General features: G+C 62.1%; 24 protein-coding genes. 6 read left to right on the top strand and 18 right to left on the bottom strand.

The features are described from left to right. Positions 1-23 precede the first annotated feature (23 nt). The 11 genes from lipB to ACODSV_RS16260 all read right to left on the bottom strand — a co-directional run bounded on the left by lipB (position 24) and on the right by ACODSV_RS16260 (position 10398). Positions 24-671 carry a lipoyl(octanoyl) transferase LipB gene (gene lipB, locus ACODSV_RS16210; protein WP_024077574.1) on the bottom strand — a complete coding sequence of 216 codons (648 nt, stop codon included), beginning with the start codon at positions 669-671 and terminating at the stop codon, positions 24-26. Next, entirely contained in the window at positions 671-946 is a 276-nt protein-coding gene (locus ACODSV_RS16215; protein WP_024077575.1) for a DUF493 domain-containing protein, read from the bottom strand. The genes lipB and ACODSV_RS16215 overlap by 1 nt, the downstream gene beginning before the upstream one ends. Before the next feature lie 85 nt (positions 947-1031). After that, entirely contained in the window at positions 1032-2189 is a 1158-nt protein-coding gene (locus ACODSV_RS16220; protein WP_010562459.1) for a D-alanyl-D-alanine carboxypeptidase family protein, read from the bottom strand. Positions 2190-2372: 183 nt separating this feature from the next. Beyond that, positions 2373-3371, bottom strand: coding sequence for a septal ring lytic transglycosylase RlpA family protein (locus ACODSV_RS16225; RefSeq protein WP_024077576.1), 999 nt, complete (start codon positions 3369-3371; stop codon positions 2373-2375). Beyond that, positions 3371-4381 (bottom strand): lytic murein transglycosylase B, encoded by a 1011-nt coding sequence (gene mltB / locus ACODSV_RS16230; protein ID WP_024077577.1) that lies wholly within the window; start codon positions 4379-4381, stop codon positions 3371-3373. Before mltB ends, ACODSV_RS16225 begins: the two co-directional genes overlap by 1 nt. A 17-nt stretch (positions 4382-4398) precedes the next feature. Beyond that, positions 4399-5502 (bottom strand): rod shape-determining protein RodA, encoded by a 1104-nt coding sequence (gene rodA / locus ACODSV_RS16235; protein ID WP_051448934.1) that lies wholly within the window; start codon positions 5500-5502, stop codon positions 4399-4401. 31 nt (positions 5503-5533) lie between these two features. Then, positions 5534-7432 carry a penicillin-binding protein 2 gene (mrdA, locus tag ACODSV_RS16240; protein WP_024077579.1) on the bottom strand — a complete coding sequence of 633 codons (1899 nt, stop codon included), beginning with the start codon at positions 7430-7432 and terminating at the stop codon, positions 5534-5536. 15 nt (positions 7433-7447) lie between these two features. Continuing rightward, positions 7448-7915 (bottom strand): 23S rRNA (pseudouridine(1915)-N(3))-methyltransferase RlmH, encoded by a 468-nt coding sequence (gene rlmH / locus ACODSV_RS16245; RefSeq protein WP_003176297.1) that lies wholly within the window; start codon positions 7913-7915, stop codon positions 7448-7450. A 9-nt stretch (positions 7916-7924) separates the two neighbouring features. Then, positions 7925-8419 carry a ribosome silencing factor gene (rsfS, locus tag ACODSV_RS16250; RefSeq protein ID WP_003176298.1) on the bottom strand — a complete coding sequence of 165 codons (495 nt, stop codon included), beginning with the start codon at positions 8417-8419 and terminating at the stop codon, positions 7925-7927. A gap of 69 nt (positions 8420-8488) precedes the next feature. Next, positions 8489-9133 carry a nicotinate-nucleotide adenylyltransferase gene (gene nadD / locus ACODSV_RS16255; RefSeq protein ID WP_041161029.1) on the bottom strand — a complete coding sequence of 215 codons (645 nt, stop codon included), beginning with the start codon at positions 9131-9133 and terminating at the stop codon, positions 8489-8491. After that, positions 9133-10398 carry a glutamate-5-semialdehyde dehydrogenase gene (locus ACODSV_RS16260; RefSeq protein ID WP_150054685.1) on the bottom strand — a complete coding sequence of 422 codons (1266 nt, stop codon included), beginning with the start codon at positions 10396-10398 and terminating at the stop codon, positions 9133-9135. Before ACODSV_RS16260 ends, nadD begins: the two co-directional genes overlap by 1 nt. A gap of 174 nt (positions 10399-10572) precedes the next feature. On the opposite strand from ACODSV_RS16260, the gene ACODSV_RS16265 reads away from it, so the two are divergent. Together ACODSV_RS16265 and ACODSV_RS16270 are read left to right on the top strand one after the other, a co-directional pair. After that, entirely contained in the window at positions 10573-11256 is a 684-nt protein-coding gene (locus tag ACODSV_RS16265; RefSeq protein WP_024077582.1) for a DNA-3-methyladenine glycosylase, read from the top strand. A gap of 134 nt (positions 11257-11390) precedes the next feature. Next, positions 11391-12707, top strand: coding sequence for a bifunctional DedA family/phosphatase PAP2 family protein (locus ACODSV_RS16270; protein WP_150095391.1), 1317 nt, complete (start codon positions 11391-11393; stop codon positions 12705-12707). Here ACODSV_RS16270 and ACODSV_RS16275 read toward each other — a convergent pair. Genes ACODSV_RS16275 through ACODSV_RS16285 form a run of 3 tightly spaced genes read right to left on the bottom strand, consistent with a single transcriptional unit; the run spans position 12701 to position 14391 of the window. Then, a complete protein-coding gene (locus ACODSV_RS16275; RefSeq protein ID WP_024077584.1) occupies positions 12701-13294 on the bottom strand; it encodes an LON peptidase substrate-binding domain-containing protein in 594 nt (197 codons plus the stop codon). The genes ACODSV_RS16270 and ACODSV_RS16275 overlap by 7 nt on opposite strands. Positions 13295-13315: 21 nt before the next feature. Continuing rightward, a complete protein-coding gene (locus tag ACODSV_RS16280) occupies positions 13316-14032 on the bottom strand; it encodes an LrgB family protein (RefSeq protein ID WP_024077585.1) in 717 nt (238 codons plus the stop codon). Beyond that, a complete protein-coding gene (locus ACODSV_RS16285; protein WP_069077075.1) occupies positions 14029-14391 on the bottom strand; it encodes a CidA/LrgA family protein in 363 nt (120 codons plus the stop codon). Before ACODSV_RS16285 ends, ACODSV_RS16280 begins: the two co-directional genes overlap by 4 nt. Positions 14392-14678: 287 nt before the next feature. On the opposite strand from ACODSV_RS16285, the gene ACODSV_RS16290 reads away from it, so the two are divergent. From ACODSV_RS16290 to ACODSV_RS16300, 3 genes are all read left to right on the top strand, one after another. Next, a complete protein-coding gene (locus ACODSV_RS16290; protein WP_003194496.1) occupies positions 14679-15134 on the top strand; it encodes a MaoC family dehydratase in 456 nt (151 codons plus the stop codon). Between the two features lie 105 nt (positions 15135-15239). Beyond that, positions 15240-16958, top strand: coding sequence for a C13 family peptidase (locus tag ACODSV_RS16295; protein WP_024077588.1), 1719 nt, complete (start codon positions 15240-15242; stop codon positions 16956-16958). Positions 16959-16989: 31 nt separating this feature from the next. Next, positions 16990-17631, top strand: coding sequence for an oxidoreductase (locus tag ACODSV_RS16300; protein WP_024077589.1), 642 nt, complete (start codon positions 16990-16992; stop codon positions 17629-17631). Between the two features lie 339 nt (positions 17632-17970). Here the strand turns inward: ACODSV_RS16300 and ACODSV_RS16305 are convergent, their stop codons facing one another. The 4 genes from ACODSV_RS16305 to ACODSV_RS16320 all read right to left on the bottom strand — a co-directional run bounded on the left by ACODSV_RS16305 (position 17971) and on the right by ACODSV_RS16320 (position 22202). After that, positions 17971-18255 (bottom strand): YceK/YidQ family lipoprotein, encoded by a 285-nt coding sequence (locus ACODSV_RS16305; RefSeq protein ID WP_024077590.1) that lies wholly within the window; start codon positions 18253-18255, stop codon positions 17971-17973. After that, positions 18248-18877 (bottom strand): flavin prenyltransferase UbiX, encoded by a 630-nt coding sequence (gene ubiX, locus ACODSV_RS16310; protein WP_010206807.1) that lies wholly within the window; start codon positions 18875-18877, stop codon positions 18248-18250. The genes ACODSV_RS16305 and ubiX overlap by 8 nt, the downstream gene beginning before the upstream one ends. Then, positions 18874-20223 (bottom strand): UDP-N-acetylmuramate:L-alanyl-gamma-D-glutamyl-meso-diaminopimelate ligase, encoded by a 1350-nt coding sequence (gene mpl / locus ACODSV_RS16315; protein WP_150095544.1) that lies wholly within the window; start codon positions 20221-20223, stop codon positions 18874-18876. The genes ubiX and mpl overlap by 4 nt, the downstream gene beginning before the upstream one ends. A gap of 74 nt (positions 20224-20297) precedes the next feature. Then, positions 20298-22202: a sigma-54-dependent Fis family transcriptional regulator gene (locus tag ACODSV_RS16320; RefSeq protein ID WP_150095545.1), complete on the bottom strand. Its 1905-nt coding sequence runs from the start codon at positions 22200-22202 to the stop codon at positions 20298-20300. A 273-nt stretch (positions 22203-22475) separates the two neighbouring features. Between ACODSV_RS16320 and exaC the strand changes: the two genes are divergently transcribed. Next, positions 22476-23996 (top strand): acetaldehyde dehydrogenase ExaC, encoded by a 1521-nt coding sequence (gene exaC / locus ACODSV_RS16325; protein WP_454843930.1) that lies wholly within the window; start codon positions 22476-22478, stop codon positions 23994-23996. The last annotated feature ends 65 nt before the right edge of the window (positions 23997-24061 follow it).

The raw sequence follows: 24061 nt of genomic DNA on the forward strand, positions 1-24061 counted from the left end.
TTGCACTGCATCAGTAGTCATAATCAGTCGATTCCGCCCGTGAGGGTCGTCTGCTCAGCATAGTCGAGGTGTTTGACGAGCTGCGCACGCAGCCGGGCACTTACCTCGGCAAATTTAATCGGTGTGGCGTGGTCGCTCAGTTGGGTCATCGCCAGCCCGGCATAACCGCACGGGTTGATGCGCCGGAACGGTGCCAGGTCCATGTCCACGTTCAGGGCCAGGCCATGAAAGGAACAACCGTGGCGAATCCGCAAACCGAGGGACGCGATTTTCGCGCCGTCCACATACACACCGGGTGCATCGGGCTTGGCCGCGGCGCTCACGCCATAACTGGCCAACAGCTCGATCAGGCAAGCCTCCATGCGGCTCACCAGGTCGCGCACGCCAAAACCCAGCTTGCGCACGTCCAGCAGCAGGTAAGCCACCAGTTGACCGGGCCCATGGTAAGTCACTTGCCCCCCTCGGTCGACCTGCACCACCGGAATATCCCCCGGCAGCAGAAGATGTTCGGCCTTGCCGGCCTGGCCCTGGGTGAACACCGGCGGGTGCTCCACCAGCCAGATTTCATCGGGCGCCGAAGTGCCGCGCTCATTCGTGAACCGCTGCATGGCGTGCCAGACGGGCTCGTAGTCCATCCGGCCGAGCTCGCGAAAGCCCAGGACCTGTGGCATCACAGCACCATGTGCACGAAGCCGGTGGCCCGCAGTTCGCTGTTGATGTCGTAGAGCTGGTCTTGACCGGTCGCAACGATGTGCAACTGGATCGTGGTGTATTTACCGTTGGAGCTCAAACGCTCGTCCACCCGGTTGTCATTGATCGTCGCGTGTTTACGCACGATCTGAAGAATCGTGTCTTTGTTGCCTACACCGGTATCGCTGATCACCTTGACGGGATAATCCACGTTTGGGAATTCGATCTTTGGCGCCTTTACTTCTTTATCGGTCATGGCGTAACGGCCTCGTAAGCGTAAGCCGTGGCGACGGGCAAAGCCCCGTGTCGGATCAACACGGGGCTTTGCAGGTGCACACTTATCAGTTGAACAAGCTGTAGAAGAATAGACGGATGCTATCCCACACGCGGCGGAAGATACCACCTTCGTCGACGGCGTCCAGGGCGATCAGGTCGGCGCTGTGCACCACCTTGTCGTCCAGCTTCACTTCGACTTTACCGATCACATCACCCTTGGCGATTGGTGCAACCAGATGCGGGTTCATGGTCATGCTGGCAGCGAGCTTTTTCAGCTGGCCTTTAGGCATGGTCAGGGTCAGGTCTTCAGCCAGGCCGGCCTTGACTTGCGAGGTCGCGCCCTTCCAAACCGGCGCGGTCGCCAGTTCAGCACCCTTCTGGTAGAAGGTCTGGGTTTCGAAGAAGCGGAAGCCGTAGGTCAGCAGTTTTTGCGTCTCGGCGGCACGCGCCTGCTCGCTGTTGGTGCCGAAGACCACGGCGATCAGGCGCTGGCCGTCACGCACGGCGGACGACACCATGCAGTAGCCGGCTTCTTCAGTGTGGCCGGTCTTCAGACCGTCGACAGTCTTGTCGCGCCACAGCAGCAGGTTGCGGTTAGGCTGCTTGATGTTGTTCCAGAAGAATTCCTTCTGGGAGTAGATCGCGTAGTGCACCGGGTCGACACGAATGATCGCGCGCGCCAGGATCGCCATGTCATGTGCCGACGAGTAGTGCTCAGGGTTCGGCAGACCGGTCGGGTTCATGAAGTGGCTATTGGTCATGCCCAGGTCGGCCACGGTTTTGTTCATCATGTCGGCGAACGCGTCTTCGCTGCCGGCGATGTGCTCGGCCAGGGCGACGCTGGCGTCGTTACCGGACTGGATGATGATGCCGTGCAGCAGGTCGCTCACCGTTACTTGGGAGCCAACCTTGATGAACATGCGCGAACCGCCGGTACGCCAGGCGTTTTCGCTGACGGTCACCGGGTCGTTCTCGCCGATCTGGCCGCGACGGATTTCCAGGGTCGCGATGTAGGCAGTCATCAGTTTGGTCAGGCTGGCCGGCGGCAGGCGCTGGTCACCGTTGTTCTCGACCAGCACGTTGCCGCTGGCGGCATCCATGAGGACCCAGGCCTTGGCGGCCAGTTGCGGTGAAGCCGGCACCATTTCAACCGCCCAGGCGGCCGGGGTGATGATCAGCGAGATAAGCAGGCACGTGCGTTTGGCTAAGGTGGTGATGTTCATCCGTCTCTCGAAATTACTTATGGAAACTTGCCCTCGCGGGCAAAACTCATTCAGACAGCCCGTTGCCAGACTGTCACGTGTTCGGTTGCCCGCTCACCCCTTGCCCCTGGGTTTTATTGTTCAACGAGCCAACAACCAGGGTTCGGACCCGCGCACGGGCCCGAACCATCTATCTTTTGGTACTTATTCGGCGGTGACCACACTGGGTTGCCCCAGGTTGGCCAGGCGCACGCTGTTCTGCACTTGCGCAACCTCGCTCGGCGAGCCGATCGGCCCCATGCGCACGCGGTGCAGCGTTTGCTGGTTACGCACGATGGAGCTGATGAACACCGGCGCGTTGACCATGCTGCTCAACTTGGACCTTAACAGTTCTGCCGCGTCCGGGTTGGCGAAAGCGCCCACTTGCAGGTATTGGCCGCCGGCGGTAGAAGCCCCCGGCGCGGCATGCGGCACGACGACAGTATCTGGGGCGTGCTGTGCCGGTGGTGGCGTCCACTGCTCGATCTTGCCGGCCGAAGCGGTCACCTGCGGTTGCGGCGTCTGCGGCTCATTGAGCATCAACGGTGCGGGCTTGCCACGCTGGGCCCAGTACTGCGCCGGGTCGATGCCTTCGACCTTGACCCGCGCGGTGCCGGTTTCGGCATAGCCGAGTTTCTTCGCGGCAGCGTAGGACAAGTCGATGATCCGGTCTGAATAGAACGGTCCACGATCGTTGACCCGCAGGATCACCGTACGGTTGTTGTCCAGGTTGGTCACGCGTACATAGCTGGGCAGCGGCAGCGTCTTGTGGGCCGCACTCATGCCATACAGGTCATACACTTCGCCGTTGGCGGTGTTCTGGCCGTGAAACTTGGTGCCGTACCACGACGCCGTGCCCGACTGCACGTAGGTCTTGGAGTCCTGCAGCGGGAAGTAGGTCTTGCCCAGCACGGTATACGGGTTGGCCTTGTAGGCGCCGGTATGCAGGGTGGGCGTGGCATCCGGGATTTTCGACACGTCGACATCCCACCACGGCGCGCCATCTTTGTGCGCGCGGTTGATGTCCAGGCCCGGCTGGGAACGAATCGCGCTGCCGCCCGACTTCTGCGCCGGACCGCGACTGGTGGAGCAACTGACAACCAGCAAGGACAACGCGGTGAACGCCACCAGCTTGAGCGGTTTATTGAACAGCGATGCCCGCATTACTTGTTGCCCCGTGCTTGGACCAGCATGTCTGACAGCTGATGTACGGCCATGGCGTACATCACACTGCGGTTATAACGCGTGATTGCGTAGAAATTCTTCAGGCCCATCCAGTATTCCGGGCCGTTTTCGCCTTCCAGGCGGAAGGCCGTCACCGGCATGTCATCACGTGGCGCATTCTGACTCGACCAGCCCAGCGCCCGCAACTCCCCGACGGTCTTGACCGGTTCGATACCCTGGGTCAAGCCTTCATCGGCCCGCTCCCCGCTGACCTCGGCGCGAACCACCACGGGTTCGCCCCCGACCCAGCCATGGCGCTTGAAGTAGCTGGCCACGCTGCCAATGGCGTCGTCCGGGTTGCTCCAGATATTGATATGCCCGTCGCCGTCGAAATCCACTGCGTAGGCGCGGAAGCTGCTCGGCATGAATTGCGGCAGGCCCATGGCCCCGGCGTAGGACCCCTTGAGGGTCAGCGGGTCGACTTGCTCTTCGCGGGCCAGCAGCAGGAATTCGCGCAGTTCCTTGCGGAAGAACTCGGCGCGGGGCGGGTAATCGAAGCCCAGGGTCGACAAGGCGTCGATCACCCGGTAGCTGCCAGTATTGCGCCCGTAGAAGGTTTCAATGCCGATGATCGCCACGATGACCTGGGCCGGCACGCCATATTCCTGCTCGGCGCGGGCCAGCACGGCCTCATGCTGGCGCCAGAAGTCCACGCCGCGGGCCACACGGGCGTCGGTGAGGAACATTGGGCGATAGTCCTTCCATTGCTTCACGCGTTCGGCGGGGCGGGAGATGGCGTCGAGGATCGCCTGCTTGCGCTGGGCTTCGCGGAACACGCCCATCAGCTGTTCACCGGCAAAACCGTAGTCGCGGGTCATTTCACCGACAAATTCGGCGACCTGGGGTGAACCATCGTAGTCACCGGCCTGCGCCTCTTGCGTTGCCCCCAGCAGCCCAATCAGGCTCATCCAGGACGCATGCCGAGTCGCCCAGCCGCGCATTACTTGCATTGACATCTTCACCTTATTCAAACCTGAGCGATCCACTTGCGATGCGTATGAATCGACATCAAAACCCCAAACGCTGACAGCAATGTCACCAGCGAAGTTCCGCCGTAGCTAATAAACGGCAATGGCACCCCAACCACCGGCAGCAGGCCACTGACCATACCGATGTTGACGAAAACGTAAACAAAAAAAGTCATGGTCAGGCTGCCGGCAAGCAATTTGCCGAACAGTGTCTGCGCCTGGGCGGTAATCACCAGGCCGCGACCAATCAGCAACAGGTAGATCAGCAACAGGGCGCAAATGCCGACCAGGCCGAACTCCTCGCCCATCACCGCAATAATGAAGTCGGTGTGGCTCTCAGGCAAAAAGTCCAGGTGCGACTGCGTGCCCAGCAGCCAACCCTTGCCAAATACGCCGCCGGAACCGATGGCGGCTTTCGACTGGATAATGTTCCAGCCGGTGCCCAGCGGGTCGCTCTCCGGGTCGAGGAAGGTCAGGATCCGTTGCTTCTGGTAGTCGTGCATAAAGAAGAACCACATGGCCACCGCCACCGGGATGGCAGCCGCCAGCACGCTGAGGATCCAGCGCCAGCGCAACCCCCCCATAAACAGCACGAACGCACCGCCGGCCAGGATCAGCAGCGATGTGCCGAGGTCCGGCTGGCGCACGATCAGGACAAACGGCACGCCGATCAGGATCAGGCTGATCCCCACGTGCTTGAGCTGCGGCGGCAAGGTGCGCTTGGACAGGTACCAGGCGATGGTCGCCGGCATCAGGATCTTCATGAATTCCGACGGCTGGAAGCGAATAACCCCCGGAATGTTGATCCAGCGGGTCGCGCCCATGGCGTTGTGGCCCATCACGTCCACCACCACCAACAGCAATACGCCAGCGACGTAGCCCAGCGGCACCCAGCGCGCCATGAAACGCGGCTCAAGCTGGGCGATCACCACCATCGACAACAGGCCCAGGCCGAACGAGGATGCCTGCTTGATCAGCAGGTCCCAGTTCTTGCCACTGGCCGAATACAGCACGAACAGGCTGCCGGCGGCCAGGGTCAGCAGCAGAATCAACAGCGGGCCATCAATGTGCATGCGTTGCAGCAACGTCGCGCGACGACGCATCACATCCTCGCTGGAGAGGATGCGATCAAAATTACTCTTCACTGGCCGTAACCTCGGTGCTTGAAGGGGGGCCGCCATATTCCGGCTTGAGCTTGCCGTCGTCGGCCAGTAACCAGGCATCCATGATCTGCCGCACCACAGGCGCGGCGACACCGGAGCCGGACTCACCGTTCTCGACCATCACCGCCACCACAATCTTCGGGTCGTCAGCCGGGGCGAACCCCACAAACAAGGCGTGGTCGCGGTGGCGCTCCTGGACCTTGGAGCGGTCATATTTCTCGCCCTGCTTGATTGCCACGACCTGGGCCGTACCGCTCTTGCCTGCAATGCGGTATTGCGCGCCGAGGGCCGCCTTGCGTGCAGTACCCCGGGCGCCGTGCATCACTTGCTGCATGCCGTGGTTGACCTTGGTCCAGTCGGACGGGTCGCGCAGCACGATATCCGGGATCGGGTTTTCATCCACCGGCTTCTCGCCTTCGATGGTCTTGGCCAGGTGCGGACGGTTCCAGATGCCTTTGTTGGCCACCAGCGCGGTGGCTTGGGCCAACTGCAAAGGCGTGGCCTGCATATAGCCCTGGCCGATACCGAGGATCAAGGTTTCACCGGGGAACCACGCCTGGCGGCGGGTCGCGCGCTTCCATTCCCGCGACGGCATCAGGCCGGGGGACTCTTCGAACATGTCCAGGGAGACTTTCTGACCCAGGCCGAACTTGCCCATGTAGGCGGACAAACGGTCGATCCCCAGCTTATGGGCCAGGTCGTAGAAATAGGTGTCGTTGGAGCGCATGATCGCGGTATCCAAATCGACATAGCCGTCACCGGTGCGGTTCCAGTTACGGTATTTGTGATCGTAGTTGGGCAGCATGTAGTAGCCGGGGTCGAACACGCGGCTCGACGCCGTCACCACGCCCGCATCCAGGCCGGCAATCGCCACCGCCGGCTTGATGGTCGAACCCGGTGGGTACAGGCCACGCAGCACACGGTTGAACAGTGGGCGATCAATGGAGTCACGCAGTTCGGCGTAGGCCTTGAAGCTGATGCCGGTCACAAACAGGTTGGGGTCGAAACTCGGTTGGCTGACCATGGCCAGCACTTCGCCCGTCCTCGGATCCAGTGCCACCACCGCACCGCGACGGCCGCCAAGCGCCATCTCGGCCGCCTCCTGCAACTTGATGTCCAGGCTCAGCACGATGTCCTTGCCCGGTACCGGATCGGTGCGCTTGAGCACCCGCAGCACGCGGCCGCGGGCGTTGGTCTCGACTTCTTCGTAACCCACCTGGCCGTGCAGCTCGGGCTCGTAGAAACGCTCGATGCCGGTCTTGCCGATATGGTGGGTGCCGCTGTAATTGACCGGATCGAGGCTTTTCAGCTCTTTCTCGTTGATCCGCCCCATGTAGCCGACGGAGTGGGCAAAGTGCGGCCCTTGCGGGTAATGCCGCACCAACTGCGCCACCACCTCCACACCCGGCAGGCGGAACTGGTTCACCGCGATGCGTGCAATCTGCTCTTCGGTCAGCTCGAACAGGATCGGCACCGGCTCGAACGGCCGACGCCCCTGCTTCATGCGCTTCTCAAAGATCACCCGGTCTTCCGGGGTCAGTTGCAGTACTTCGACGATAACGTCGAGGACCTGCTGCCAATCGCCGGAACGCTCGCGGGTCATGCTCAGGCTGAAGCTGGGCCGGTTATCCGCTACCACCACGCCATTGCGGTCGAAGATCAGGCCACGGGTCGGTGGAATCGGTTGCACGTGCACCCGGTTGTTTTCCGACAATGTGGAGTGATAGTCGTACTGGATCACCTGCAGGAAATACAGACGAGCGATCAGCACCCCAATCAGCGTCACCACCATGATCGCGCCAAACACCACGCGCGCGCGTACCAGACGTGCGTCTTTCTCGTGGTCCTTGATGCGGATCGGCTGGGTCATCGGGAGGGGCGCAGATTATTTGTGATAAGGGTGCCCGGACAGGACTGTCCAGGCGCGGTACAGCTGTTCACCGATCAGAATCCTTACCAACGGGTGCGGCAGCGTCAGCGCCGACAGCGACCAGCGCTGGTCCGCCCGCGCGCAGACTTCCGGCGCCAGCCCTTCGGGGCCACCGACCATGAAGTTGACGGTGCGCGAGTCCAGGCGCCAGCGATCCAGTTCCACCGCCAACTGCTCGGTGCTCCAGGGTTTGCCGTGCACTTCGAGGGTGACGATGCGCTCGTTGGGGCCGACCTTGGCCAGCATGGCTTCGCCTTCCTGACGGATAAAGCGTGCCACGTCGGCATTCTTGCCCCGGGTATTGAGCGGTATTTCCACCAGTTCCAGCGACAGCTCGGCGGGCAGACGCTTGGCATACTCGTGCCAGCCTTCCTCCACCCACTTGGGCATGCGTGAACCGACAGCAATCAGACGCAGGCGCACAGCCGTTCCTTATTCCTGGTCTTTGTTGAGCTTGTCGAAGTGCGCGTGGCCCACTTCCGGGCTGTGGTGCTTGCCATCAGCGGCGCGGCTCTGTTCGGCGCCTTTCCACAGACGTTCCAGGTCGTAGAACTGACGGGCGTTGGACGTCATCATGTGAACGATCACGTCGTCCATGTCCAGCAGCACCCAGTCGCTGTCGCCCTTGCCTTCTTCACCCAGCGGCTTGACGCCTTGGGCCTTGACGGCTTCGCGAACCTTGTCGAGCATCGCGCCGATCTGGCGGTTGGAGGTACCCGTGGCGATGATCATGAAGTCGGTGATGCTCTGCTTGTCGCGCACGTCCAGGACCTGGATGTCCTGGGCCTTCACGTCTTCCAGGGCGGCAACGGCGACTTTTACCAGTTCTTCGCCAGCCAGCTCCGGGCCAACATGGGCTTCAACCGGCAGCGGCGCGCTTTTGAACGTGCCTTTGCGTTTTACTTTGCTTACGTCTTTGTTCGTCATAAAAAACTCGTTTTGCTCGTATGTTCGGGCGCTTGCTGCACGACTGTTCGTGCGTTCAAGCGCGCCTTTTCAGTTCGACGCACGGTAAAGCCCGTGCGCATCGATGTAGGCCAGGACCGCGTCAGGCACCAGGAAACGTACCGACTTCCCGCTGGCCAGCAGTTGACGGATCTGGGTGGCAGACACCGCAAGCGGGGTCTGCCAGACGAATGCAATATTCCCGTTCGGCCCGGTCAGGGCCAAGGGGTCACTTACCGACCGCGCGGCCAGCAGGTTGCGCAAGGCATCCGGCGGTTCGCTGTCGGCATCCGGGCGTTGCAGCACCAGGATGTGGCAATGCTGGAGGAGTTCCTCCCAACGATGCCAAGAGGGCAGGCCGCAAAATGCGTCCCAGCCCAAAAGCAGAAACAACTGGTCATCTGCCGCCAGTTCAGCGCGCATCAGTTCCAGGGTGTCGACAGTGTAGGACGGTTTATCGCGCTTGAGCTCACGATCGTCCACCACCAGCGGCGGTATACCGGCAACGGCCAGGCGTACCATCTCCAGGCGTTGCTGCGCAGACACCTGCGGCGTGTCGCGATGCGGCGGCCGGGCATTGGGCGCCAGGCGCAGCTCATCCAGCGCGAGGGCATCCGCGACTTCCAGGGCGCTGCGCAAATGGCCGATGTGTACGGGGTCGAAGGTACCGCCGAGCAGCCCGATGCGTTTAGCCATCAAGTGCGCACATGACCGTCGCCGAACACTACGTACTTCTCGCTGGTCAGGCCTTCCAGGCCAACCGGGCCGCGTGCGTGGAGCTTATCGGTGGAAATACCGATCTCAGCCCCCAGGCCATACTCGAAGCCGTCGGCAAAACGCGTCGAGGCGTTGACCATCACCGAAGCGGAATCCACTTCGTTGAGGAAACGCCGGGCATCGCTGAAATGCTCGGTAACAATGGCGTCGGTATGCTTGGAGCCGTATTGGTTGATGTGTTCGATGGCCTGGTCCAGGTCGTCAACGATGCGGATCGACAGGATCGGTGCCGTGTACTCGGTGTACCAGTCTTGTTCAGTCGCTTCGATCACGTCGCTGCCGAGCAGCGCACGGGTACGCTCGCAGCCGCGCAGCTCCACGCCCTTGTCACGGTAGATGGCAGCCAGTGGCGGTAGCACGCGCTCGGCAATGCCGGCGTGCACCAGCAAGGTTTCCATGGTGTTGCACGGGGCGTAGCGGTGGGTCTTGGCGTTATCGGCGATGCGGATTGCCTTGTCGATATCGGCGGCAACGTCGATGAACACGTGGCACACGCCATCCAGGTGCTTGATGACCGGCACCTTGGCATCGCGGCTGACGCGCTCGATCAGGCTCTTGCCACCGCGCGGTACGATCACGTCGACGAATTCCGGCATGGTGATCAGCGCGCCAACCGCTGCGCGGTCGGTGGTTTCCACCACTTGCACCACTTCGGCCGGCAGTTCGGCCACGGCCAGGCCCTGCTGGATGCAGGCCGCGATGGCGCGGTTGGAATGGATCGCCTCGGAACCGCCACGCAGGATGGTGGCATTGCCAGACTTGAGGCACAGGCTCGCGGCGTCGATGGTCACGTTCGGGCGCGACTCATAGATGATGCCGATCACGCCCAGGGGCACGCGCATCTTGCCGACCTGGATGCCGGACGGCAGGTAACGCATATCACGGATTTCACCGATGGGATCAGGCAGCTTGGCCACCTGACGCAAGCCTTCGATCATGTCGTCGATACGCGCCGGGGTCAGTGCCAGGCGATCCAGCAGGGCCGGCTCCAAACCATTGGCGCGGCCGTTGGCCAGGTCCAGTTCGTTGGCGGCGGCCAGCTCGGAGCGCGAGGCATCCAGAGCATCGGCGGCGGCCAGCAGGGCACGGTTCTTCTGCGCGGTGCTCGCACGGGCGATCAACCGCGAGGCCTGACGGGCAGCGCGACCCAGGCGGGTCATGTAGTCAAGAACGGACTCAGTCATGGTCAGGGAGTCTTGGCAAAGAGGAAAGCGGCAGATTATAGCTGTGACGCCGCCCGACTGACAGCGGTGTGGGGCGGATGGTCGAAATGAACTGTAAAAACCTGGGGTTCAGCCGTAATTAAGGTGGGAGTTGTTATTATTCCGTCACATTTAGCCGTAATAACCCTGAACGCCATGTCCAGTTTTACCCCCCAACTGCCCGCCAGCGCCCTGCCCGACGGCTTCTTCGACCGCGATGCACAACTGCTTGCACGGGAATTGCTCGGAAAAATCATTCGCCACCGCGTCGGCGATATCTGGCTTTCAGCGCGAATTATCGAAACCGAAGCGTATTACGTGGCCGAAAAAGGCAGCCACGCCTCCCTCGGCTACACAGAAAAGCGTAAGGCTTTGTTTCTGGATGGCGGGCATATCTACATGTACTACGCCCGTGGCGGTGATTCGCTGAACTTCAGCGCCCAGGGGCCGGGCAATGCCGTGCTGATCAAGTCGGCCTATCCCTGGATTGACGAACTCTCAGGTCCCGCCAGCCTGGCGCAGATGCTGTTGAACAACCCGAATGCCGACGGCAGCCCCCGCCCCTCGCAGAAGCTTTGCGCGGGCCAGACCTTGTTGTGCAAGGCGCTGGGTTTGAAAGTCCCGATGTGGGATGCCAAGCGCTTCGATCAGGAACAGCTCTATGTAGAAGACATAGGCCAGGTGCCGACGCAGATTATCCAGACCACCCGCCTGGGCATTCCCAGCGGCCGCGATGAACACCTGATGTATCGCTTCGTCGATGCCGGCTATGCGCCCTACTGCACACGGAACCCGCTGCGTCGCGGCCAGGTCGAAGGCCGCGACTACTTTCTGGTTTGAACACTATCGCCGCAACACAGCGGTGGGTCAGCGACACATCTGCGGCCTGTTACACCGTTATCGGGAGCAAGCCCCCTCCCACATTAAATCTTCAGCGTTTCGCGTTATGTATGACATAGAGGGAGTGACGTTTTATGGGCCAATGGCTCGATAGCATTACCGGCTGGCTGACCCTGAACCCGCAATGGCTGGCGGCGGCGGTGCTTATCGTGGCGTGCGTGGAATGCCTGGCCATTGCCGGGCTGATCGTGCCGGGCACCGTGTTGTTGTTTGCCATTGCGGTGCTGGCCGGCAGCGGGGCGCTGTCGTTGAGTGAAACCTTGCTGATGGGCTTCCTCGGCGGACTATTGGGCGATGGGGTTTCCTACTACCTGGGGCGGCATTTCCATCAGAACATTCGCCGTCTACCCGGCCTGCGCCATCATCCGGAATGGATGAACGGTGCCGAGACCTACTTCCACAAGTACGGCATCGCCAGCCTGTTGGTCGGCCGTTTCATCGGCCCGCTGCGGCCGATGCTGCCAATGGTCGCCGGCATGTGCGACATGCCGTTCCCACGCTTCGCCGCCGTGAGCATTCTGGCGGCGGGGGGTTGGTCGGTGGCCTACCTGATACCCGGCTGGGCGACCGGTGCCGCGTTCCGCCTACCCTTGCCGGAAGGGTTCTGGCCAGAGGCGGGCGTGGTCACGGCCTGCCTGGCGGTATTGATCGGACTGTGCTTGAACAGCAGCCTGCGAGGCCATCGTCGTGCAACCTTGTGGATTGGGTGTGCCAGCCTGACGTTGTTGATCGCGCTGTTCATCGGCTACCCCCACCTCAACGATTTCGACCAGGGCCTGAGCGCACTGGTGCAGGAGCACCGCAGCCCATGGCTGGACGAGGTGATGGTGCGCATCACCCAACTGGGTGAGTTCAAGAAGATGTTCGTCGCCAGCGCCGTGTTCACCGGCCTGCTGTTACTGGCGCGACAATGGCGGCATGCGGTGTTTGTCGGTGTCACGCTGGCAGGGGCGGCGTTGATCAACACCGCGACCAAGCTGTTTTTTGCCCGTGGCCGACCGGAAATCCTCACCGACCCACTGACCAGTTTCAGCATGCCCAGCGGCCATGCCTCCGGCGCGTTCGCGTTCTTCCTGGCGCTGGCGGTATTGGCCGGTCGCGGGCAACCCACACGGATGCGCCTGACTTGGATGCTGCTGGGGTGTATCCCCGCCGCCTTCATTGCGCTGTCACGGGTCTATTTGGGCGCCCATTGGCCCACCGACATCCTGGCCGGTACGTTGCTGGCGATGACGGTGTGTGCCTTCAGCCTGAACGCCAGCCAGTACCGCAGCCCGTTGCCGGCCATGCCCCAAAAAACCTGGTGGCTGCTGCTGCCGGCGCTGGTGGCGGTGCTGAGTTTTATCGCGCTTGCCGGCATGTCCCATGCGCTGCTGCGCTATGCCTATTGAGTGAATAGCTCGCCCTGCAACTCGTCGAGCAGCATCTGGATCGCATCCAGCCGCTGCTGTGGGTCGTCGAGTTGCAGCAGGTCGATCTTGTCGGCCTCGGTGAACGGCAGCAGATACGCCAGCTGATTGCCCAGCGCCTGCTGGCCATCGGCGTGGGTGCCCATGTCCAGCGAGGCAACCATCGGGTGTTCGGCCAGGGCCTGGAGCAAGGCCAGCAGGTCGGCGTCCTCTTCTTCCAGCGCCTGGTCCGGCAGCTCTTCCAGCCATTGCACCTCGGCCACCAGCAACTGGTCCTTCTGCACCCCGGCGTCACGCACACGGAAACGGCGACCGCCTTCGACACGAATCCCCAGCAGGCCATTATCCTGCTGCTTGAAGTCGCGGATCAGCGCTTCACAGCCGATCAGCGCGTAGCCATCCGGGGCCATGCCGACTTCCTGGCCGTCGAGGATGCACACCACGCCGAAGCTTTCGCCCTTTTTCATGCAACGGCTGATCATGTCCAGATAGCGCGCCTCGAACAGTTGCAAGTCGAGGGTGCAGCCGGGGAACAGCACGGTATTGAGCGGGAACAGCGCCAGACTCATAAAGGTTTCCTTAAACCCGGTTTAAACAATTACCGACACCGCCAACGGCAGGAACACCGCCGTGGCCACGCCCATCAGACTCATCGCGAGCGCCGCAAAGGCGCCGCACTCTTCGCTTTCCTGCAAGGCCACTGAGGTGCCGACCGCATGCGCGGTCATGCCCAGGGCCATGCCGCGCGCCTCGGGGCTGTGTACGCCCAGTCGCGACAGGTATGCCGGACCGATCATCGCACCGATGACCCCGGTGATCAGCACAAACACCGCAGCCAATGCGGCGACACCGCCGATCTGCTCAGCCACCAGCATGGCGATCGGCGAAGTCACCGATTTGGGCGCCATGGTCATCAACATCATGTGTTCGGCACCAAACCACCAGCCCAGCAGCACACACAGGCCAGTAGCCAATACGCCACCTATCACCAGCGTAGTAAAAATCGGCCAGAACAACTGCCGAATCCGCCGCAGGTTCAAATAGAGCGGCACTGCCAGGGCCACCGTCGCAGGGCCGAGCAGGATGCCCATGATCTCGGTGCTCTTGCGGTATTCGGCGTAGCTCAGGCCGCAACTGAGCAACACGCCAATCACCAGCAGCATGGAGACCAGCACCGGTTGCAGGAAAATCCAGCGAGTTTTCTCAAAGCCCGCCAGCACCAGTTGATAGGCGCCGAGGGTGATACCGATGCCGAACAGAGGGTGATGAATCACCGCCGCCCACGCGCCCTGCCAGTCGAAGGTCATTGTTCCTCCTCCTGTTGCGCCTGGCGCTTGACCAGCTTTTGCATCAGCACGCCGACAAACCCCATGGCGATCACCAGCGACAGCACCAGTGCGCCGACAATGGCCCAGAAGTCCGCGGCGATGTCCTTGGCATACACCATCACCCCCACCGCCGGTGGCACCAGCAGCAACGGCAGGTAACGCAACAGGCTGCTGGCCGCCAGGCTCAACGGCTCACCGACTTCGCCGCGCCATACCAGGTAACCCAGCATCAGCAACAGGCCAATGATCGGCCCCGGCAGTACCGGCACCAGCAAATGATTGATCGCGGTGCCGATCAATTGAAACAGCACCAGCCATGTCAGACCGCGTAACAGCATCCGTTCTCCCCCCTCAAGGCTCGCCCGCATTATAAGCATGCCCGCTCTATGCTCCGGCATTCGCCATAAGCATGGTGGGTTGACCGGGCGGGTAGCCCATGATGATCTACATTGGTTCTCTGTAACCCCAAAAAAACAGCAACTGCCTCCCTCAGGAGCGAGATTGCTCGCGAAAAACTCGAGTGCGCCGCGCCGAACCAGAAAAGCCGGCGTTATCGTTAACGACCTTCGTGAGCAAGCTCGCGCCTGCAGCGGAGGGACAAACCGATGAACCAAGGAGAGACGCAATGCCCTATGTACCCGTAGCGCAGCTCAAAGATTATGTCGGCAAGGAACTGGGACGTTCCGAATGGCTCACCATCGACCAGGCCCGAATCAACCTGTTCGCCGAAGCCACTGGCGACCATCAGTTCATCCACGTCGACCCGGTCAAGGCCGCGCAAACGCCGTTCGGCAGCACCATCGCCCACGGGTTCCTGTCGCTGTCGCTGATGCCCAAGCTGATGGAAGACATCCTGATCATGCCCGAGGGCCTGAAGATGGCGGTCAACTATGGCCTGGACAGCGTGCGCTTTATCCAGCCAGTGAAGGTCAACTCCAAGGTGCGCCTGAACGTCACCCTCACGGACGTCACCGAGAAAAAACCGGGCCAATGGCTGTTCAAGGCCACCGCCACCCTGGAAATCGAAGGCCAGGAAAAACCCGCTTACATCGCCGAGTCGTTGTCGCTCTGCTTCGTGTAAGCCCTTCCCTGTGGTGAGGCACTGAAACTCGCCACAGGGTATGTAAATTTATGTAAGAAACTCGCAGCTACGGCATACTCGGCGCTCAATTATCCGGATCCCGCTATGCGCCCACTTGCTCCCCTTGCCCTTGCCCTGTTGCTCACCGCTTGCGGAGACGGCGAATCGCTGTTGCCGCCCGATGCGCGCCTGCCCGACGGCGGCCGCTACCGGGGTGATGTGGTCAATGGCTTGCTGCAAGGCCAGGGCCGCGTGGACTACCCCAACGGCAGCTGGTACGCCGGCCAGTTCGACCAAGGCCAGTGGCACGGCCAGGGCGAATGGCACGGCAGCAACGGCGAAGTCTATAAAGGCCAGTTCAAGCAAGGCCTGTTCGATGGCCAGGGCAGCTTGAGCACGGCGGGCAGCCACTATGTGGGCGGCTTCAAGAACGGTCGACGCAACGGCGAAGGCACCCTCAAAGAGGGGCAAATGACCTATCGCGGCGAATTCAAGGACGACCAGTACTCCGGCCTCGGTCGCCTGGAGCTGGCCGACGGCAGCCAATACCAGGGCCAGTTCGCCCACGGCAAACCAAATGGCGAAGGCCAGCGCAACGACGACAGCGGCAACCAGTTCAGCGGCCACTTCGTCGATGGCCAACTGGAAGGCAACGGCACGTTCAACAGCGCTGACGGCGACATTTATGTCGGCCAGTTCAAGCAGAACCAGCTCAATGGCAAGGGCCGTTATGAAAACGCCGACGGCGACGTGTGGATCGGCCAGTTCAAGGAAGGCGCCCTGAGCGGCAAGGGCGAATTGATTGGCGTGGACGGTAGCCATTATGTCGGCGAGTTCGCCGACTGGCGCTTCAGCGGCGAAGGCCGCCTGAACCTGACCGATGGCAGCTTCTATATCGGCGGCTTCGACAGCGACAACTACCAGGGGCGTGGCACCCTGGTGCTCACCGACGGCACCGTGCAGGCCGGCACCTGGGTCAATGGCATGCGCGTGCGGGATGCCGACGGCAAGTTGCTGCCCGACCCGCTGGAAATTGGCGTGCTCGCCCAGGGCCGCTTGCTCGAAGCCGCCCTCGCCGCCGTACCCGCCTCCACCCCGGCCGTGGAGCTGTACACCCTGGCCGTGGCCGGTGACGGTAAACAAAGCGTGTTCCTGCGCGAAGCGGACTACGTCAGCAATATGCTCGCCACCCGCTTCGGTGCCCGGGGGCAGATCCGCCTGGTCAACCACCGCGACCATATTGCCGACCGCCCCCTGGCCACCCGCGAAAGCCTGCGCCGCGCGGTGCAAACCCTCGCCGAACGCAGCGGGCCGGAAGACCTGGTGTTTATCTACCTGACAAGCCACGGCACCCACGAACATGAACTGGTGCTGGACCAGCCGCGCATGGAGCTGGCCGACCTGCCTGCCGATGAGCTGGCCGCCGTGCTCGCGCCGCTGAAGAACCGCGACAAGATCATCGTGATCTCCGCCTGCTACTCCGGCGGTTTCATCCCGGCACTTAAAGACGAACACACCCTGATCATGACCGCCTCCCGCGCCGACCGTGTGTCGTTCGGGTGCTCCGAGGAAGCCGATTTCACCTACTTCGGCGACGCCCTCTTCGCCCAGGCCTTCAACCAGACCGACGATTTGCAACAAGCTTTCAAACTGGCGCAACTGCACGTGAGCGAACGCGAACAGGCGGACAACTTCGAGCCTTCCGAACCGCAGATGTGGGCCCCCAAAGGCGTGATCGCCCATTGGCAATTATTACGCAAACAGCAGGCACGAAAGGCGCTCGAAAGCGTCTCAATGAATAGCAAGGAAGCCAAAGGCAACTAAGCTGAACTGTGTAACAAGGGGGGGAAACACCATGTACCTGACACCTCAGCATATCCTGCTCGCGGGCGCCTCCGGGCTTACCGGCGAGCACCTGCTTGACCGCCTGCTCAACGAACCCACCGTGACCCGTGTGCTGGCGCCCAGCCGCAAACCGCTGGCTGAACACCCGCGCCTGGAAAACCCGGTAGGCGACCCGGCGGTGCTCCTGCCGCAACTGAGCGGCCAGGTGGATATTGCCTTCTGCTGCCTGGGCACCACCATCAAGAAAGCCGGATCGGAAGAGGCCTTCCGTGCCGTTGACCTGGATATGGTCGTGGCCTTCGCCAAGCGCGCCCGGGAAATGGGCGCGCGGCACTTGATCGTGATCAGTGCGATTGGCGCCGACCCGAAATCCTCGGTGTTCTACAACCGGGTCAAAGGGGAAATGGAACAGGCGCTCAAGGCCCAGGACTGGCCGCAACTGACCATCGTGCGGCCTTCGCTGCTACTGGGGGAACGTGTTGAGCCGCGCCTGGCCGAGCAATTGGCCGGGCCGTTGTCACGCCTGATTCCAGGCAAGTACCACGGCATTGAAGTGTGCGAACTGGCCCGCGCCATGTGGCGCCTGGCGCTGGAAGAGCAGGACGGCGTGCGGGTGGTGGAGTCGGATGAGTTGCGCAAGCTCGGTAAATAAAGCCGGACACACAGCAAAATGTGGGAGGGGGCAAGCCCCAATGCCCGTCAGTTAAGGAAGAACACTGTAACTGTGGCGAGCGGGCTTGTTGTGGCGAGCGGGCTTGCCCCGCGTTGGGCTGCGCAGCAGCCCCAGAACCAGCCGCAGAGGAGTGCCTGATACTCCGCATTCCGATTGATTGGGGCTGCTTCGCAGCCCAACGCGGGGCAAGCCCGCTCGCCACAGTAAGCCCGCTCGCCACAACACGCCCGCTCGCAACGGGTTAGTGTTTGCTCGTTCTATCCCTATAACTGACTGGCCTCAGGGCAAGCCCCCTCCCACATTGGTTTAAAATCCAGGCTAGAGCCCGCCCGTGGCGTTAAACCCCACACCGAGCACCGTCAACACCGACAGCGGCAACAGCAGCGTATCGAGCAATGCACTGGCTGGCAGGTCGACACCGGGATAGCTCGGCGCCTGCGCACCAAACCGGTCCATGGCGCAGCAGCCGCCATTCATCGCATACAAATCCAGCCGCGTGCCGGCATACACCACCGGCGCGCCGGGCTTGGCCGCATCCAGCGTACGCGCGGTGGCGCAGCCGGCCAGTTGCAACGCCAGGATGACCAGCAGGGCCTTATTCATCGCTGCTCAAATGATGCTCACCCCAGCGCGGCAACATGTCCTGGGGAATATTCAGCAGGTTGAGAATCCGGGCCACCACGAAGTCCACCAGGTCATCGATGGTCTGCGGCTGGTGATAGAAACCAGGCGATGCCGGCAAGATGGTCACGCCCATGTTCGACAACTTGAGCATGTGCTCCAGGTGAATGCTCGAATACGGCGCTTCGCGTGGCACCAGGATCAACTGGCGGCGCTCTTTGAGCGTCACATCCGCCGCGCGCTCGATCAGGTTGTTGCAGGCGCCCGTGGCAATCGCCGACAAGGTCCCGGTGGAACACGGCACCACCACCATCGCCGCTGGCGCGCCGGAGCCCGAGGCGACCGGCGACATCCAATCTTCCTTGCCATAGACCTTGATCTGCCCTGCCGCCGCACCGGTGTACTCGGTGAGGAAGGCTTGCATCATCTGCACCTTGGGCGGCAGCGCCACGTCCGTCTCGGTGGCCATCACCAGTTGCGCGGCCTTGGAAATCAGGAAGTGGACCTCACGTTCTTCGCGCACCAGGCAGTCCAGCAGGCGCAGGCCATAGGGCGCGCCGGACGCGCCGGTCATCGCCAGGGTAACGCGTTCCGGGCCGCTCATTTCAGCGCCTCGGCCAACTTGCCATGCAAGCCGCCAAAGCCGCCGTTGCTCATGACCACCACGTGGGTGCCAGGCTTGGCCTGTTGCTTGACGAATTCGATGATGCCTTCAATGGAATCGCAGACCTTCGACGGCACGCTGCAAAGCGCCGCAATCGCGGGCAGGTCCCAACCGAGGTTGACCGGTGCATACCACACCACCTGGTCGGCGTCGTTGACACTTTCCGGCAAGCCGTCGCGGTGCGCGCCGAGTTTCATGGAGTTGGAGCGCGGCTCGACAATGGCGATGATCGGCGCATCCCCAACCCGCTTGCGCAGGCCATCAAGGGTGGTGGCAATCGCCGTCGGGTGGTGGGCAAAGTCGTCGTAGATGGTAATCCCATTCACGTCGGCGACCTTCTCCATGCGCCGCTTCACGCTTTTGAATGCGCTCAACGCGGCAATGCCCATCGACGGCACCACGCCCACATGGCGCGCGGCTGCCAGGGTCACCAGGGCGTTGGCTACGTTGTGCTGGCCGGTCATATCCCATTCGACGATGCCCTGGGCCTGGCCTTCGAACAGCACTTCAAAGCGTGAGCCGTCCTCGCTGAGCAACTTGACCTGCCACTGCCCGCCCGCACCGGTGGTTTGCACCGGGGTCCAGCAGCCCATGTCGATCACGCGCTGCAAGGCCGGCTCGGTAGTCGGGTGGATCACCAGGCCTTCGCTTGGAATCGTGCGCACCAAGTGGTGGAACTGCCGCTCGATGGCCTGCAAATCGGGGAAGATGTCCGCGTGATCGAACTCTAGGTTATTGAGGATCGCAGTGCGAGGGCGGTAGTGGACGAACTTGGAGCGTTTGTCGAAGAAGGCGCTGTCGTACTCATCGGCCTCAATCACGAAGAACGGCGTATCGCCCAGGCGCGCCGACACCGAGAAGTTCTGCGGCACGCCGCCGATCAGGAAGCCCGGGCTCATGCCCGCATGCTCCAGGACCCAGGCCAGCATGCTGCTGGTGGTGGTCTTGCCATGGGTGCCGGCGACCGCCAATACCCAGCGGCCTTGCAGCACGTGATCAGCCAGCCATTGCGGGCCGGAGACATAGGGCAAGCCTTTGTTCAGGACGTACTCGACCGCTGGGTTGCCACGAGACATGGCGTTGCCGATCACCACCAGGTCGGGGACCGGATCGAATTGGGATGGGTCGTAGCCCTGCGTCAGCTCAATGCCCTGGGCCTGCAACTGTGTGCTCATGGGCGGGTAAACATTGGCGTCGGAGCCGGTAACGTGATGGCCCAACTCTTTGGCCAGAACCGCCATCGAGCCCATGAACGTGCCGCAGATACCAAGAATATGAATGTGCATAGTCGACCTCGTAAAACATCGAGGCAGGTTAGCGCAGGGGGGCAAAAATCGCACCTTTTAGCTGTAGGACCCGATCATAGGGAGGCGCGGGCAATACCGTGCCGGCGCAGCTTTCTATAGAGGGTGTTGCGGCTGACCCCCAGCTGTTCCGCCGTGTGGGTCATGTGCCAGCGCTGTTGCTCCAGCGCCGCGAGCAACGCCAGGCGCTCGGCGTCCTCCAGAGGCGACTCCATGGACAGGGCCTCGGCCACCGGTTGCGCCTGGGCCTGGCGGATCTGCGCGGGCAGGTCCTCAAGGCCGACTCGCCCGTCGTCACACAGCGCCGCCAGCGTACGCAGCACGGTACGCATCTGCCGGACATTGCCGGGCCAGGCAAAGCGAAGCAGCGCCGAACGCGCCGCCAGCTCAAGCAACACGGCCTGCCCGCCCGCCTCTTCTGCCAGCAGGAAATCCAGCAATTGAGATTTATCACTGCGCTCACGCAACGGCGGCAACCCGACTTCCAGGCCGTTGAGCCGGTAATACAGATCTTCGCGGAAACTGCCGTCCGCCACACGCCCGAGCAAATCCCTGTGGGTCGCGCTGATGATCCTGACATCGATCGCCTGGGGCTCACCGCCCAGAGGCACGACCATGCGGTCCTCCAGCACCCTTAATAGCCGCGTCTGCAACGCCAGGGGCATATCGCCGATTTCATCGAGGAACAGCGTACCGCCATCAGCCTGTTGCAACTTGCCCTGCATACCCTCCTTGCGCGCGCCGGTAAAGCTGCCGCCGCGGTAGCCGAACAGTTCGCTTTCGATCAGGCTTTCCGGGATAGCCGCGCAGTTGAGCGCAACAAAGGCTTTGTCGGCGCGCTGGCTGGCATGGTGCACCGCCTTTGCGAACGCCTCCTTGCCGGAGCCGGTCTCGCCATTGATCAGCAACGGCACGTCGCGCTCGAATACCCGCAACGCCTTACGGAAATCGTTTTGCAAGGCCGGGTCACCCAGGCAGATACCGGGCAGCCGTGGTGGCTCCGGCAACTTGGCAATGGGGGCGGGTACCCCTACGCCGCGAGGCTGACCGCGCAGGGCCGCGAACAAATGCCGGCCATCCCGGGTACGCAACGGCCAACTGGTGGTGGCATTTGCGCTGGCGCGACCGAGCAGCTGATCCAGCGAACATTCGAACAACGCCTCCACCGGCTGCCCGAGCAAGCCGCCGCGAACCTGCCCCAGCAGGTTCAACGCGCTCTGGTTGACCGCACAGATACGCCCTTCGCCGTCGAACGCGAGCAACCCCTCGCTGAACAGGCCCACCGATTCCGCCTGTAAATGAAAGCGCAGCAACCATTGGTTCTCGAAATGCCGCAGGAAGTAACAACTCTCGATCATCTTCGCCGAGAGATTGACCAGCGCCATGGTGTGAAACTGGCTCTGGCGCGACACCGCTTCCCTGGCCGAGGACACATCCAGCACCGCCAGTAATTCGCCATGGGGGTCGAACACCGGGCTGGCCGAGCAGGTCAGCCCGGTATGCCGGCCACGGAAGTGTTCATCACGATGAATCGTCAACGACTGGCGCTCCACCAGGCAGGTGCCGATGCCGTTGGTGCCTTCGCAGGCCTCGCTCCAGTCCGCGCCCAGCCACAGCCCGGCGCGCTCGAAAATCTTGCGCTCACTCGACGCGGTGACACAGTTGAGGATCACCCCGCGCGCATCGGTCAACAACACTGCATGGCCGGCGCCCGAGAGCTGTTGATGCAGGCTGTTCATCTCGCTGCCGGCGATGTGCAGCACCTGTTGCAGGCGCTCGCGACTTTCCAGCAGGCGGCCATGTTCGAGCACGGTAGGGGCGATGGTTTGCGCAGGGTCGAGGTGGTAGTCCTCCAGGCACCTCAGCCAGGAGCGGGCGATCGACGGGTCGCTGGACGGGTCGCGCCCTTGGGCCACGGTGAGGACTTGCTGGGCATGGCGACTGAAATGATCGTTCTGCATGTTCTTATTATTCTCTCTACGTGAGAGCCCCCAGCATCCCCCAGCCATCCGACCTTTGCAATGCCGAGCCGACCCATTGGTCACAGGCTGTACCGTTTATGGCACAAACTGTCACTGCGCCTGTACCACGACTGCTACAGCAACGCTTTGCAACAACGACCAACCCCTTGATTTACCTGGCCTGCAAAGCAGTGGCCCAACCTTTGCTCTACGCTTTAATAAGCGCTTGCCGCGCTGCACTCCAATAAACATAAAAGCCAGGAGATACCCATCATGCGTTACGCACACCCCGGTACTGAAGGCGCGATCGTTTCGTTCAAGGCCAAGTACGGCAACTACATCGGCGGCGAATTCGTTGCGCCGGTCGATGGCAACTATTTCACCAACACCTCGCCGGTCAACGGCAAGCCCATCGCCGAGTTCCCCCGCTCCACTGCCAAAGACATCGACAAAGCGCTGGACGCCGCCCATGCCGCCGCTGACGCCTGGGGCAAGACCTCGGCCCAGGACCGCGCGCTGGTACTGCTGAAAATCGCCGACCGCATCGAACAGAACCTCGAACTGCTGGCCATCACCGAAACCTGGGACAACGGCAAGGCCGTGCGTGAAACCCTCAACGCCGACATTCCGCTGGCCGCCGACCACTTCCGCTACTTCGCCGGCTGCATCCGTGCCCAGGAAGGCAGCAGCGCCGAAATCAACGAACACACTGCCGCCTACCACTTCCATGAGCCCCTGGGCGTGGTTGGCCAGATCATCCCGTGGAACTTCCCGCTGCTGATGGCCGCCTGGAAACTCGCCCCGGCCCTGGCCGCCGGCAACTGCGTGGTGCTCAAGCCCGCCGAGCAAACCCCACTGGGCATCAACGTGCTGATGGAAGTCATTGGCGACCTGCTGCCACCCGGCGTGCTGAACGTGGTGCACGGCTTCGGCAAAGAAGCGGGCGAAGCCCTGGCCACCAGCAAGCGCATCGCCAAGATCGCCTTCACCGGCTCCACCCCGGTGGGCGCGCACATCATGCATTGCGCGGCCGAGAACATCATTCCGTCGACCGTGGAACTGGGCGGCAAGTCGCCGAACATCTTCTTCGCCGACATCATGAAAGCCGAACCGCAGTTCATCGAAAAGGCCGCCGAAGGCCTGGTACTGGCCTTCTTCAACCAGGGCGAAGTGTGCACCTGCCCATCGCGCGCACTGGTGGAAGAGTCGATCTACGACGATTTCATGAAAGTGGTGATGAAGAAGGTTGAGTCGATCAAGCGTGGCGACCCACTCGACACCGACACCATGGTCGGCGCCCAGGCGTCCGAGCAGCAGTTCGACAAGATCCTGTCCTACCTGGAAATCGCCAAGGGCGAAGGCGCCGAGCTGCTGACCGGCGGCAAGGTGGAGAAGCTGACCGGCGATCTGGCCACCGGCTATTACATCCAGCCGACCCTGCTCAAGGGCACCAACAAGATGCGCGTGTTCCAGGAAGAAATCTTTGGCCCGGTGGTGAGCATCACCACCTTCAAGGACGAAGCCGAAGCCCTGGCGATTGCCAACGACACTGAGTTCGGCCTGGGTGCCGGCCTGTGGACCCGCGACATCAACCGCGCCTACCGCATGGGCCGCGCGATCAAGGCCGGCCGCGTGTGGACCAACTGCTACCACCTGTACCCGGCGCATGCCGCGTTTGGCGGTTACAAGAAGTCCGGTGTGGGCCGTGAGACACACAAGATGATGTTGGATCATTACCAGCAGACCAAAAACTTGCTGGTGAGCTACGACATTAATCCGCTGGGCTTCTTCTAACTAACCCCTCCTCCCACATTTAAAATGCAATCAAATGTGGGAGGGGCGGCGCCCCTCCCACACTT

Source organism: Pseudomonas sp. FG86 (assembly GCF_057808775.1).